Genomic DNA, 11,692 nt, shown 5'->3' on the forward strand with positions numbered 1-11,692 from the left:
TGTTGACTTTATGGAAGTTTTGTCGATTCCTATTTTTCTTTATCAATTCCAATATAAGTTGTTTCCTTCTTAAGAGGAAAATAAAACTATTTCCACAATTTGTTTGTTAATTTGCTCCAGCGCCCGCTTTCTGCGGGCGGTCCTGGCGCCTGCACGCCTGCTTGGTCTCGCTCTCCCGCTGACATTGAATCTGTATCCTTGAATAATCACCGCACGAAGGAAATGCGAACCCATTTTTAAGGACTCGTGCCTTCGCTCCAATCAACATAGTCCCAAAATAAACAATGAGCTCTACCCCAGTCTTCACAAAAAAAGAAACCGCCCTTTCAGATTGAAGGACGGCTTCTTTTAAGTATACTGCTAATTTAATTAGCGGCTTTGACGGCCAGCGTTTTGGCCTTTGCGAGCTTCAGCTTGCTGGTTTTGTTGTCTTACTTCAGCAGCGTTTGTTTCGCTGGCAAATTCAGTACCGAATTGGCCTTGTCCAGCTTGACCTGCAGATTGAGCGTTTTGTTGTCTCACTTCTTGAACGTTAGTTCCAGCTTGAGTTTGGTTTGGTTGTTTAGCCATTATAATCACCTCCACGCTCATTAATTTAACCAGGCGGGGAGGAAACTATCCTACCTTTTTTAAAAACCAAAAATATCCAAAATTTATTTTACACGAGCAGAGAGATCCCGCCATCTACAATAATAGTCTGGCCCCGGATCATGCTTGATTCTTCGCCAATTAGAAACATTACCGTATTTACCATATCTTCAATTTCTACCATGCGGCCTGCAGGCGTCTTGGTTTTTGCTTCTTCCAAAAGCTCTGCGCGATTAGGAAAATGCTTTAATGCCTCTGTATCGACTGCACCGCCTGAAACAGCATTTACAATAATATTTTTAGGTGCCAATTCAACTGCCAAGTAGCGTGTGAGTGCTTCCAAAGCTGCTTTGGAAACGCCAACTGTCGTGTAATTTTCCAGATAGCGGATAGATCCAAGGGAGCTGATGCTTACTATTCTTCCGCCTTCATTTTTCTCCATTAGCTTCGCTGCTTCCTGTGCACAGAATAATAAAGCTTTGCTGTTAATGTTCATGGTCCAATCCCAATGGGATTCTTCCAATTCCATCGCAGGACGCAAAACACCCGAAGCTGCATTATTGACAAAGACGTCCAGCCTTCCAAATTCACGGTCAATTTCCTGAAAAAGCCCTTTAATTTTTTCCACATCGCCCACATTTGCCTTTACAACTAGCACCTTTCTACCCAATGCCTCGATTTCAGCTGCTGTCTCATTGGCAGCTGATTTGCTGCGTGCATAATTGATGACAATATCATAGCCTTCCTTTGCAAGCCTGATGGCTGTGGCTTTTCCAATCCCTCTGCTGCTTCCTGTAATAAGTGCTACTTTTTGTGTCATGATTCATTTCCTTTCTTTTATGTATTCCTTTGTCTAATTTGTTTAAGGATTGCTATCCCGGGAATCTAAAAATAAATCCCCCTGTTTCGCTTACCATTTTAGCTTTTTCCATGTATATATGGCAATTCGGATTAAAACACTATCAGTAATTATATCGAGATGAAAGGAAGATAGCATATGTATGTTGGCCGTGATATGACCGAGCTTTCCATGATGCCGAAAACTGATTGGAAGGACGACGAACTTGCTTTTTATCATCATTCATTTCAGCAAATTATGCCCTATTTAAATTCTGAGGGACAAACCATCCATAGGGAAATAATTGAAGAAATCGAGAGTCGGGGCGGGTTAAAAAGACAGGAAGCCGATTATACCCATGGAACGCGTATAAGCTACGATTAAGCGATATTCTTTAAAAAGGGGGATACCCCCCTTTTTTTTATATTTCACTGTCCAAAAATTGCTTGAACATCTTCTGGTGGGAAACCGGAAAAGGGTATTCATTGATTTCATCAAGGGTTACCAACTTTAAATCGGCTTCTTCCTTTACAACCGAAATAATTTTCCCTTTGTAAACATTGATATTCCAGGTTAAATGGGAAAAAACATGCTCGATTTGGCCTGTCATCTCATCAATTTCGATTTTTGCACCATATTCCGTGTGGAATGCATCCTTCATTTGTTCTTTTTCACTTACATAAGCGAGATTAATCTCTACCATCGGAAACTCCCACAGATTTGCGAGGAGGCCTTTTTCCGGACGTTTATGAATGAGGATTCTTCCTTGATTATCTGCGAGAACTGCCGCTGCCAATTGCACATTCCGCTGCTTTTTTGTTTTCGTTTTTACAGGAAGCTCGTGCTGTTTTCCTTCATGAAAAGCGGTACAATGCTCCCGAACAGGACATAATAAGCAGGAAGGAGACGTCGGTGTACAGATTAAAGCCCCGAGCTCCATCAGCGCCTGATTAAAATGGGATGGATTTTCGTGGGAAATCAATTTTCGGACCGCAGCTTCAAAAACCTTTCTCGTTGAAGGCTTTGCAATATCGTCCCAGATGGAAAGTATCCGGGAAAGTACACGCATAACATTGCCATCAACTGCCGGTTCAGGAATACCGTAAGCAATGCTTAAAATTGCTCCTGCTGTATATGGTCCCACTCCCTTTAATGAGGAAATTTCTTTGGGTGTATCCGGGACTTTTCCGCCATATTTTTGATGAACTTCCCGGACAGCTGCCTGCAAGTTTCTTGCCCGTGAATAATAGCCCAAACCTTCCCAGGCTTTTAACACCTTTTCTTCTTCTGCTTCAGATAGATCTTTTATCGTAGGAAACTGCTCAATAAAACGATGAAAATAAGGAATGACTGTATCCACTCGGGTTTGCTGCAGCATGATTTCCGAAACCCAAACCTTATAGGGATCCTGGTCCTTTCTCCATGGGAGGTCCCTTTGTTCTGCTTGAAACCAGCATAACAGATCATCCTGAAAACCTTTTATATCAATTGAATCAATATTGTTTTTGCTTATTTCTTTCAATTTTTGCTCCTCCTGATGTTAAACAATCGGAAATATGGGAATATATTAGTACAGTTCCTTTTTCAGAGCCCAGCAATCCATTTTGGCCAATCCGCCAGAAATAAAAGGATCCAAACTGCCAAATACATTGTGCTTTTTGGATTTGCGAAGTTTTTTCAAAGCAAAATAATGGGACTCAGTTGGAACTATGAAGGATTCAATAATCTTATATGAATCCGCAGCATAGTGAGAGATATTAATTTCTGCCGCATCATAAGAAGGCAGCATATCAATCACCTTGGATATCACTTCCTGATACTGAGAAAATGATGTGTTTTTCACTTCATATTGCACAATCATTTGAACGTTTTGTTTCATTTTAAGCAACTCCTTTAAAGGTACCCATAATTAGCTGTTAATACAAGAAATTTGCTGATACACTTTAGAAAAGCAAAGGCGCCTTGGTCAAACGGAACGCAGATGTCCTTCCAAAGTATGCCTTGTCCTGCGGGCCTCAAGCTTAAGACGTAGCCCGCAGGAAAGGCCTGCCCTAATGAGGGGGACGACTTAAGACCTCGTGGTGGCTAGGCGCCGCAGCTAGACAATTACCGAAGTTCAAAATTCACACATTCTAACTTAAATCATGTTCCCAAGGAAGGAGGTACTTTCTTCTTGGATACCGGCACACATGTAGTAATGGGGCTGGCGATTGGCGGTATTGCCTCTCTTGATCCGGTTGTTGCACAAAGTTCAGCAACTGCAACCAGCGTCATGATTGGAGCAATCGCAGGTTCACAAATACCAGATATAGATACAGTTTTAAAGCTTAGAAATAACGCCGTTTATATACGCAACCACAGGGGAATTACCCATTCCATCCCAGCCGTTCTGCTATGGCCACTGGTGATATTAGCGGTTATTTATCCGTTTTTTCCGGAAGCTAACTTGCTTCATCTTTGGATTTGGACATTTCTGGCCGTTTTCCTGCATGTATTTGTCGACATTTTTAATGCATATGGAACACAGGCACTGAGGCCTTTTTCGTCGAAATGGGTCGCATTGGGTATCATTAACACGTTTGACCCATTTATTTTCGGGATTCATGTTGCCGGATTATTTATTTGGGCATTCGGGGCCCATCCCGGATATACATTTTTAGTCATTTACGGAATCATTGTGGTGTACTATCTGCTCCGTTTTGCAGCCCAGAGGAGCGTCCTGAAAGCTGTAAAGGCTATAATACCAGATGCAACCGAAATCATTATTGCCCCAACTATGAGATTTAACCACTGGCGGGTTGCGGTTATGAGCAAGCACCAGTTTTTCGTGGGACGCGCTGTTAAAAATCACGTGCGGGTTCTCGATCAATTTAATCGAGTTCCCGTTCCTGAAACACCTGTGCTTGAAGCAGCAAAGAAAGATAAGAACCTATCGGCATTCTTATCCTTCTCTCCTGTATACCGATGGGAAGTGGATGAGTACGATGATTATTATGAGGTCCGTTTCATTGACCTTCGCTATCGGAGCAATGGCCATTACCCGTTCGTGGCTGTTGTCCAGCTTGACCGGGAATTAACCATCCAGTCTTCCTACACCGGCTGGATCTTTAGTGAAGAAAAACTTCGTAAAAAACTGGATATTATTCCTGGGTAAAATTAAAGACAGGCTGCCTTTTCTGAAGGCAGCCTGTTTTTTAATTAAGTTTATTTTTGTCCTGTTCAAGCAAATGTTTGTATTTAGGATTATTAGCCACAAATTCATGGAGTCTGCTGCCGTAATTCTTTACCCATTGCCTTACAATTCGCTCTGTTATTTCACTGCCTTTATATTCTCTGCCGGCTTTGGCATATGTTGCTTCGAAATCCTCCCAAAGAAGTTCAATCCATGTTTGTGCCTGGCTGGCTGACAGCTTATCATTTTTTTTCAATAAAAGTTCATAAAGGTTTTGCTGGTACTCATTCATAAAAATCACCTCATTACCATTTATTAAAAGGCTTTCCTCATCATAGCCTAGCTTATAAAAACAAATAATAGTACTACGTGAACGGCATTAATGCTGTTTACGCTCTATTCCGTTTTAGGAGGCTGCTTATGCGCAATAAAGCAAGAAATTTCCCAAATCAAAACAACAATAAATTGGAGGGCGAGCCGCGGGCTAAAGCTGAGTACGCTTCACGCCGGGCTGATGGCACCATCAATACACACCCTCAGGAACGGATGAGAGCTTCATCAAACCGTGAGAACGATACACCTGAATTTTAAAATTCGAGGAGGCTTGGTTATGGGAAACAGCAAAAACTTTTTTGGCGACAATCCGTATTCCAGTCCATTTACTTCACCGCATTTTAGGCCAAAGCGTGCGCATTCACAAGTAAATGGTGAAACCCAGCAAACTCAAGACCTCATCATTTTAAAACGACAGATTCGTAAAAATTCCTAAACTCAGAAAGAGGATGTTCAAATCATCCTCTTTCTTCTAATTTTTTAAGCATAGAAATCGGCAAAGCCTCTTCTCCTTTTCCATTTAACCGATATCCCCAAGCAAATACTCCATTCATATATTCAATTTTAAAATACACTCCTGGATCCCCTTCAATTTGATATAATTCCCCTGGCTTAAAATCATCCGGATTAAGCAGGTAGGATTTCGCCATTATCACTTTCCGCTCCAGCACTGCAAACTCGTTCACCATACCCATCTGTTCTGCTTTCCTGGCTTTTTCATTCAGGCTGGCAATTTCCTGCTGCAGCTCGTATGTAGTCATTGTGCTATATCTTTTTTCCTGCATACCGATCCCTCTAACTTTCTCTAGATAATTAAAACGTATTTTGAACACTCTAACCTATATAAAAGGTATTATTTTATATTATATTTCTCCATAGCTAAGTATAGGGGAAAAAGCTTAGTTAGAAAAGACTGGAGAATTTATTGCTAAAAGCCGGCAAGAAGAAATAAACTGCCTGTTTTGCTAAAATGACATTTATAGAATAGTTTTCAAAAAGGAGCGATTACATATGAAATCCCTTATTATCACTGGCGCAGGATCAGGGTTAGGAAGGGAGCTTGCCTTATTATGCGCAAAACAAGGCTTCCAGATTATTTTGACGGGGCGAACACTTGGGAAACTTAAAGAAGTTGAAGGGGAAATACAAGATGCCGGCGGAAGCGCACAATCCTTTTCTCTCGACATTACCAAGCCCGAAGAAGTCCGCCATTTTATAAAGGATGCAGTCCAAAGCTATTCTCTCTTCGGCTTGATTAATAATGCAGGAGTTGGCCACTTTGGCCCATTTGAAGAAATGGCTGAAAAAGAAATTAGCGAGATGCTTGATACTAATGTACTTGGCACTATTTATATGTCACAGGCTATATTGCCTTATTTGAAAGATAGGAATGAAGGATTGCTGATGAATATCATTTCCACAGCGGGCCTAAAAGGAAAGGTAAATGAAGCTGGATATGTTGCAAGCAAATTTGCTGTGAGAGGGCTCACGGAGAGCCTGCAGAAAGAGCTTGAGAACACAAATATCAAGGTCAAAGCCGTATATATGGGCGGCATGGACACACCTTTCTGGGATGAAAGCGACCACATCAAAGATAAATCAAAGCTTCGCTCTCCTAAAGAAGTAGCAAAGTTGATTTTGGATAGCATTGATGAAGAAACAATTGTGATAGAATCTAGAAAATAACACATGGCTTTATGCCATGTGTTTCTTATATTTCCTCATCTTTATTTAAATACTGCTCAATTAAGTCAAATGAAAATCCTTTGCGGAATAAGGTTTGTTTCATTTTCTGCTTGTATTCAAATTTTGTCAGCTTTGCATATTTTCTCTTGGCTTTTTCTGCCTGGAATTTTAAAGCTGCCATCTCTTCGTCCTCTTCTTTTTCAAGCTCTGTTTCCGCAATGGCTGCTTGAATAATATCAAAATTAAAACCTTTGCGCATGAGCATTTGTTCCAGTTTTTGCTTGATAATCTTTGAGGAATCACGGGAAAGTTTTTGTGCCTGTTTACCGCAAAGTTTTATTGCTGTATTGAGCTCAGTTTCCCTGGGATACTCCTCCAATGCTTCCTCAATTAATCTTGAGGAAATGCCTTTTTCCCTGAGTTCATTGCGGATTAATCCTTTCCCTTTATCTGAAGTATTCATTTGTGTACGCACGAAAGCTTTTGCGAATTCTTCATCGTTTAAAAATTTATAGTCATATAATTTGTGTATAACTTCCTGTATGACAGGTTCTTCAACATCTTTTTCGGCTAAATGTTTGCGGACTTCGGTTTCTGAGCGCATCCTTCTGGATAAATACTGAATAGCAGTGTTATAGGATTTGCGTATATCATCCTTGTAGCCAATTTCACTAAGTGCGAATTCATCAAGCTCCAGCCCTTTCTTCAGCTGGTGTTTAATTAAAACATCTTCATCCACACTAAACGCGTATTCTTCACCCTTGCCATAATCCATATATATATTGTAGCGGTCTGTTTTCTTTTTCTGTACAGTGATTTTCGTAATAATCGGCATTTTCTCCACCTCTTTTTTAATGTAACACATTTAAAAAAGGTTTTAGAATGAAAACGTCGTAAGATGTAAGAAAGGATTGCCACTTGAAAGGGGAATTTCCCATGAGAATAGCCATAACAGGAGGTACCGGTTTCGTTGGAAGCGCCTTGGCGAAAAAATTATTGGAGAACGGACACGAGCTTTTTATTTTAACGAGAAATACTGCGAACAAACAAAATTCCAAAAATCTTCATTATGTACAGTGGTTGAATAAAGCGGATTCACCGGAAGATGAGCTTGAAGGAATAGATGTATTTATAAATCTGGCTGGGGAATCCATTAACAGCGGCAGATGGACAGAGGAACGCAAAAAGCGTATTTTCAGCAGCCGGATTACAGCAACAAAGGAAGTGCTTCGCATTATCAGCCGGCTGGCAGAAAAGCCCTACACCTTAATTAACGCAAGTGCAGTTGGATACTACGGGACTTCAGAAAATGAAACTTTTACAGAAGCATCCAAAAATGCAGGCTCCGACTTTTTAGCTGACACTGTAAGGTGCTGGGAAATGGAGGCCTCCAAAGCGGAAGAATGGGAGGTCCGTACAGTTTTTTGCCGTTTTGGCATTATTCTCGAGAAAAATGAAGGTGCCCTTCCCCGAATGGCGCTCCCCTATAAATTATTTGCAGGTGGTACAGTTGGATCTGGCTGTCAATGGGTTTCCTGGATCCATTTGAATGATGTTGTCAGCGGGATTCTATTTTGCATAGAAAAAGAACAGCTGCAAGGGCCGGTCAATTTTACTTCGCCCAATCCGGTTACAATGTATGAATTTGGCCAGATCCTAGGTGAGGTTCTTCATCGCCCGCACTGGCTTCCTGCTCCAGGCTTTGCTTTAAAAATAGTCCTGGGAGAAATGAGCACCCTTGTATTAGAGGGACAAAAAGTGCTGCCGGAGAAACTGACAGCATACGGGTACGAATTTTTGTTTAAGAACTTGAAGCAAGCATTAGCGGATATATACTCATAATTGGATTGTTTGCGAATTTTAATTTAAGCAGCAAAATCCTTTTTTTGCGGAATCTTCAGTATCAATTCTTTCAAATAAGGGAAAAATAAGGAAAGTTGAAACACTTTTTGAAAGGATGATACAAAATGGACAAAAAGAAAAAAGACAAATCCAAAAGTACATTATCCAGCATGCAGGAAGTTACCTATTCCAGAGAATTCAAAAGAGCGGACAAAGCCGGCGGATTTGCCGGAAAACAGCCAAAACATTAATTACCACCTATACCAGCCTTAAAAATGGCACATGATAAAAGTACGGAAGCAATCTGTTTCCGTACTTTTATTGTTGAAAGGGGTTTTTAGAATGGGCCGTGCACATGGACATAAAACTCGTGACCGAAACAAAGCATCACTTCCACAAGTACCAAAGAACATGAAATCGGATGGTTTAGACGTAGAATTCGACCGCGATCTCGCCGATCACGATGACCTCGAAGCAATGGCACGTTCCAAGGCGGCTGACCAGCGTGCTAGAAACAGACAAAAACGCTAAGCAGCCAATCATATAGCTTCCCATATGGAAGCAGCTCTTTTTCAATAAAAAAGCTAAGGCACCCTTGGTATCGACGGTGCAACGACCAGGAAGTTTTTGGGAGGATGTGGGTCACTCAGGCCTTGCCACAGGATGTGGCGTTCTTAGCCTGGATTCCTTGTTATAAGATATAGGAAACACGAAGAGCAAAAGCAATTCGATGTTGACTTATAACGCTCAGAAACGCACACTTCCTGCGCCTTGCTTTACGCGTCATTGTAGGCGAGGTGAGGGAAGAACGTCGAGTCGGCAGGGTGCTGCAGATAGACAGTTATCAAAGTATAAAGATACACTTTCCTATCATTAGGAAAAGAAGCAGGGAAATATGTCCCTGCTTCTTCTCATTAAATTTAGTGATTATGGATTTCTCTTTTGCCGATGCCGTTTCCGCCTTTTTTCATCATCGTCTTGATATATGGAATTGCAAATCTGTCAACGCCCCAAAAGTATGCACCGCTTCCGGTAAAGAGAAGGATGATTGCTGCTGTATATAATACGGGATTAGTGCTTGTAGTTCCTGCCAGTAAGAAGTTAAGGTTCATAAATGCACCAGCGATTAAAGCCGGGATGGTTGCTGCACCAAGGATAAGTCCGATACCAACAAGCACTTCGCCCCATGCAACTAAAAAGCTGAATAAATCTGCGTTAGGCACTGCTACACTTTCAAGGAATCCTGCATACCAAGCCTGTACTGCAGGATGATCGCCGCCAGCTTTTGCAATGGCCCCCTGCATAAATCCGCCTGCATCAAACCCATCTGCTAATTTATGCCACCCTGCTTCAAGCCATTGTATGCCAAGCCATATTCTTAATATTGTCCACGCTGCTGCCGCTTGCGGAGTTTTCCACCATTTCATGATAATCATCTCCATATTTTATATTGTGAAGTTTTTCACATAAACAAATAAAAAATTTTCAACCCATTTAGGGTTTTTAAAAGCCGGCCAGCTTTTGGGAAGAAAGAAAAGATTAAGTGCTCCACTTTGTGAAATGTTTCACTATCTTTCTTCACTTTTAATATACTCCTTCCAACGCCTTTCTGCAATGGACTTCACCAATTTTTCACAATTATCGGGCTAAGTTTGAACAAGTTGTGAACAGATATCTTATCCACAAGGATGTGGATAAAGTTAATAAGTTAAATAACTGCTTTCACTGAGGTATATTATACCTTCGTATGGATGTTAATAAAATCTCGTTGATATTTCCATCGAATTCTGTGGATAGTATTGATAAGTTTGTGGATCTCCTTTATATCAAGCTTTAATCTGTTGATAAATACATGAATAAGTAAACAGCCTGATTATCATACTTTTTTTCGCTTACTGGGAAGGGGGCATTTAATTTTGTCTTTTTAGTCTGTTAAACTTGCCTGCTTCAGTCGGGCTGAGATTGAGGAACCTTTCATCGGTTCCTTTTTTATTGGCTAGGAGAGTTAAAGCCAAATGAAAGTTCTTCTTTTATAAGTAATTTTTAAAAGTACGATTTCTTCTACCCAAAGCCGGGAATAGGAATGATATGTTTGCAAAGCGTATTCAGTTAAAACTAAAGGAGGATCTTTTAAAATATGCTTGAGAATGTATTGAAGGATCTCATTTCAATTAACAGCTCTACCAAGGAGGGGGCAAACCGGGCAATCGAATATTGCCACCAGTGGCTGTCAGGCGCTGACCTTCCTTCAGAATTGATTGAAAACAACGGATATAAAATGGCAGTCTGCGAGATTGGAAGCGGTGATCAAACTGTCATCTTTAATGGCCATGTCGATGTTGTGTCAGGAAAGGATGAGCAATTTATTCCTGTGGAAGTTAGAGATAAAATCTATGGCCGCGGTTCAGCTGATATGAAAGCGGGAGTTGCTGCCATGATGTGTGCGGTCAAAGAGCTTCACAATAAACCTTTAGGTGTGAAAATACAGCTCCAAATTGTATCAGATGAAGAAATAGGCGGGTTTAATTGTTCCGGCTATCTCGCAGAGCAGGGGTTTCGCGGTGATTTTGTCATTTGTTCCGAACCCACTCAGCTGGGGATTGCGCTAGAAGCAAAAGGCGTTATCAGACTGGATATAGAAATTGAAGGAGACCCCGCCCATGGCAGCCGTCCCTGGGAAGGGATCAACGCAATTGAAAAAGCCTTTGAAGTCCATCAAAAACTGCTAAAATTGCCTTTTGCAAAAGAATCATCCGAGTTCTATCCATATCCATCGATTAACCTGGCTAAAATTAAGGGCGGCGATGTATATAATAAAGTTCCGGAAAAATGTGTGATGTCCTATGATATCCGCTACTTGCCTACACAGAATCATGAAGACGTCATCAAACAAATTGAAGGCATTACAGATGGCGAAGTAATCATCAATATGTTCAGTAAACCGCTTGTTACTGAAAGGGACAACCCCTTCATCTTAATGCTCGAACCGATTGTCGAGAAACATACGGAAGATAAGGCCGTGTTCTTTGGACAGCACGGTTCTGCCGATACGGTCTTTTTCGCTAACTATGGTATACCGGCTATCGAATTTGGCCCTTCCGGCTTAAACTGGCACGGTGATAAAGAATATGTTCTTCCTCACTCTATCCATTTATATGAAAAAATGCTTATAGACTTCGCTATGAAGTTTTCGAATTAAAGGAGAGCTCATAAAACTTAATTGATAGAATAAA

At 41.0% G+C, this 11,692-nt stretch carries 17 protein-coding genes; 9 read left to right on the plus strand and 8 right to left on the minus strand.

Features of this window, described 5'->3' with window-relative positions:
• Window positions 1–369 precede the first annotated feature (369 nt).
• Both DFO73_RS20875 and fabL read right to left on the minus strand, forming a co-directional pair.
• Entirely contained in the window at window positions 370–570 is a 201-nt protein-coding gene (locus DFO73_RS20875) for a gamma-type small acid-soluble spore protein (protein ID WP_026581723.1), read from the minus strand.
• Between the two features lie 88 nt (window positions 571–658).
• Window positions 659–1,408 (minus strand): enoyl-[acyl-carrier-protein] reductase FabL, encoded by a 750-nt coding sequence (gene fabL / locus DFO73_RS20880; protein WP_110066629.1) that lies wholly within the window; start codon window positions 1,406–1,408, stop codon window positions 659–661.
• A gap of 177 nt (window positions 1,409–1,585) precedes the next feature.
• Between fabL and DFO73_RS20885 the strand changes: the two genes are divergently transcribed.
• Complete coding sequence (locus tag DFO73_RS20885; protein ID WP_110066630.1) at window positions 1,586–1,810, plus strand: hypothetical protein; 225 nt, start codon at window positions 1,586–1,588, stop codon at window positions 1,808–1,810.
• A 37-nt stretch (window positions 1,811–1,847) separates the two neighbouring features.
• On the opposite strand, the gene mutY is transcribed toward DFO73_RS20885, so the two are convergent.
• Together mutY and DFO73_RS20895 are read right to left on the minus strand one after the other, a co-directional pair.
• Window positions 1,848–2,939, minus strand: a complete 1,092-nt coding sequence (gene mutY / locus DFO73_RS20890; protein ID WP_375137340.1) for an A/G-specific adenine glycosylase — start codon at window positions 2,937–2,939, stop codon at window positions 1,848–1,850.
• Window positions 2,940–2,993: 54 nt separating this feature from the next.
• Window positions 2,994–3,305: a hypothetical protein gene (locus DFO73_RS20895; RefSeq protein WP_110066632.1), complete on the minus strand. Its 312-nt coding sequence runs from the start codon at window positions 3,303–3,305 to the stop codon at window positions 2,994–2,996.
• Window positions 3,306–3,599: 294 nt separating this feature from the next.
• Here DFO73_RS20895 and DFO73_RS20900 point away from each other — a divergent pair, with 294 nt between their 5' ends.
• The gene (locus tag DFO73_RS20900) at window positions 3,600–4,580 is read left to right on the plus strand and encodes a metal-dependent hydrolase (protein WP_110066633.1); all 981 of its coding nucleotides are present in this window, start codon (window positions 3,600–3,602) and stop codon (window positions 4,578–4,580) included.
• A gap of 40 nt (window positions 4,581–4,620) precedes the next feature.
• Here DFO73_RS20900 and DFO73_RS20905 read toward each other — a convergent pair whose 3' ends face one another.
• Window positions 4,621–4,890: a YfhJ family protein gene (locus DFO73_RS20905; protein WP_110066634.1), complete on the minus strand. Its 270-nt coding sequence runs from the start codon at window positions 4,888–4,890 to the stop codon at window positions 4,621–4,623.
• A gap of 128 nt (window positions 4,891–5,018) precedes the next feature.
• Here DFO73_RS20905 and DFO73_RS20910 point away from each other — a divergent pair, with 128 nt between their 5' ends.
• The gene (locus DFO73_RS20910) at window positions 5,019–5,189 is read left to right on the plus strand and encodes a small, acid-soluble spore protein K (protein WP_026581730.1); all 171 of its coding nucleotides are present in this window, start codon (window positions 5,019–5,021) and stop codon (window positions 5,187–5,189) included.
• A 19-nt stretch (window positions 5,190–5,208) separates the two neighbouring features.
• Entirely contained in the window at window positions 5,209–5,367 is a 159-nt protein-coding gene (locus tag DFO73_RS20915; RefSeq protein ID WP_009335831.1) for a YpzG family protein, read from the plus strand.
• A 22-nt stretch (window positions 5,368–5,389) separates the two neighbouring features.
• Here DFO73_RS20915 and DFO73_RS20920 read toward each other — a convergent pair whose 3' ends face one another.
• Window positions 5,390–5,716: a YfhH family protein gene (locus DFO73_RS20920; RefSeq protein ID WP_110066635.1), complete on the minus strand. Its 327-nt coding sequence runs from the start codon at window positions 5,714–5,716 to the stop codon at window positions 5,390–5,392.
• Between the two features lie 226 nt (window positions 5,717–5,942).
• Between DFO73_RS20920 and DFO73_RS20925 the strand changes: the two genes are divergently transcribed.
• A complete protein-coding gene (locus DFO73_RS20925; protein ID WP_110066636.1) occupies window positions 5,943–6,617 on the plus strand; it encodes an SDR family NAD(P)-dependent oxidoreductase in 675 nt (224 codons plus the stop codon).
• A gap of 25 nt (window positions 6,618–6,642) precedes the next feature.
• On the opposite strand, the gene recX is transcribed toward DFO73_RS20925, so the two are convergent.
• Window positions 6,643–7,452 (minus strand): recombination regulator RecX, encoded by an 810-nt coding sequence (gene recX, locus DFO73_RS20930; protein ID WP_110066637.1) that lies wholly within the window; start codon window positions 7,450–7,452, stop codon window positions 6,643–6,645.
• 101 nt (window positions 7,453–7,553) lie between these two features.
• On the opposite strand from recX, the gene DFO73_RS20935 reads away from it, so the two are divergent.
• The 3 genes from DFO73_RS20935 (at window position 7,554) to DFO73_RS20945 (ending at window position 8,990) form a co-directional block, all read left to right on the plus strand.
• Window positions 7,554–8,459 carry a TIGR01777 family oxidoreductase gene (locus DFO73_RS20935; RefSeq protein WP_110066638.1) on the plus strand — a complete coding sequence of 302 codons (906 nt, stop codon included), beginning with the start codon at window positions 7,554–7,556 and terminating at the stop codon, window positions 8,457–8,459.
• A gap of 125 nt (window positions 8,460–8,584) precedes the next feature.
• Complete coding sequence (locus tag DFO73_RS20940; protein WP_110066639.1) at window positions 8,585–8,710, plus strand: YfhE family protein; 126 nt, start codon at window positions 8,585–8,587, stop codon at window positions 8,708–8,710.
• A gap of 91 nt (window positions 8,711–8,801) precedes the next feature.
• Complete coding sequence (locus tag DFO73_RS20945; protein WP_110066640.1) at window positions 8,802–8,990, plus strand: YfhD family protein; 189 nt, start codon at window positions 8,802–8,804, stop codon at window positions 8,988–8,990.
• 389 nt (window positions 8,991–9,379) lie between these two features.
• Here the strand turns inward: DFO73_RS20945 and DFO73_RS20950 are convergent, their stop codons facing one another.
• Window positions 9,380–9,886: a DoxX family protein gene (locus tag DFO73_RS20950; RefSeq protein WP_110066641.1), complete on the minus strand. Its 507-nt coding sequence runs from the start codon at window positions 9,884–9,886 to the stop codon at window positions 9,380–9,382.
• 710 nt (window positions 9,887–10,596) lie between these two features.
• Between DFO73_RS20950 and DFO73_RS20955 the strand changes: the two genes are divergently transcribed.
• On the plus strand, window positions 10,597–11,658 hold the full coding sequence (locus DFO73_RS20955; protein WP_110066642.1) for a M20 family metallopeptidase: 1,062 nt from the start codon (window positions 10,597–10,599) through the stop codon (window positions 11,656–11,658).
• The last annotated feature ends 34 nt before the right edge of the window (window positions 11,659–11,692 follow it).

The organism is Cytobacillus oceanisediminis (assembly GCF_003182355.1).
GTDB lineage: Bacteria > Bacillota > Bacilli > Bacillales > Cytobacillaceae > Cytobacillus > Cytobacillus oceanisediminis_A.

Coding starts and splice junctions, on each gene's coding strand:
- DFO73_RS20875 (WP_026581723.1), bottom strand. CDS start 570: ATGGCTAAACAACCAAACCAAACTCAAGCTGGAACTAACGTTCAAGAA.
- DFO73_RS20940 (WP_110066639.1), top strand. CDS start 8,585: ATGGACAAAAAGAAAAAAGACAAATCCAAAAGTACATTATCCAGCATG.
- DFO73_RS20895 (WP_110066632.1), bottom strand. CDS start 3,305: ATGAAACAAAACGTTCAAATGATTGTGCAATATGAAGTGAAAAACACA.
- DFO73_RS20945 (WP_110066640.1), top strand. CDS start 8,802: ATGGGCCGTGCACATGGACATAAAACTCGTGACCGAAACAAAGCATCA.
- DFO73_RS20915 (WP_009335831.1), top strand. CDS start 5,209: ATGGGAAACAGCAAAAACTTTTTTGGCGACAATCCGTATTCCAGTCCA.
- DFO73_RS20935 (WP_110066638.1), top strand. CDS start 7,554: ATGAGAATAGCCATAACAGGAGGTACCGGTTTCGTTGGAAGCGCCTTG.
- DFO73_RS20885 (WP_110066630.1), top strand. CDS start 1,586: ATGTATGTTGGCCGTGATATGACCGAGCTTTCCATGATGCCGAAAACT.
- fabL (WP_110066629.1), bottom strand. CDS start 1,408: ATGACACAAAAAGTAGCACTTATTACAGGAAGCAGCAGAGGGATTGGA.
- DFO73_RS20910 (WP_026581730.1), top strand. CDS start 5,019: ATGCGCAATAAAGCAAGAAATTTCCCAAATCAAAACAACAATAAATTG.
- recX (WP_110066637.1), bottom strand. CDS start 7,452: ATGCCGATTATTACGAAAATCACTGTACAGAAAAAGAAAACAGACCGC.
- DFO73_RS20955 (WP_110066642.1), top strand. CDS start 10,597: ATGCTTGAGAATGTATTGAAGGATCTCATTTCAATTAACAGCTCTACC.
- DFO73_RS20905 (WP_110066634.1), bottom strand. CDS start 4,890: ATGAATGAGTACCAGCAAAACCTTTATGAACTTTTATTGAAAAAAAAT.
- DFO73_RS20920 (WP_110066635.1), bottom strand. CDS start 5,716: ATGCAGGAAAAAAGATATAGCACAATGACTACATACGAGCTGCAGCAG.
- DFO73_RS20925 (WP_110066636.1), top strand. CDS start 5,943: ATGAAATCCCTTATTATCACTGGCGCAGGATCAGGGTTAGGAAGGGAG.
- DFO73_RS20950 (WP_110066641.1), bottom strand. CDS start 9,886: ATGAAATGGTGGAAAACTCCGCAAGCGGCAGCAGCGTGGACAATATTA.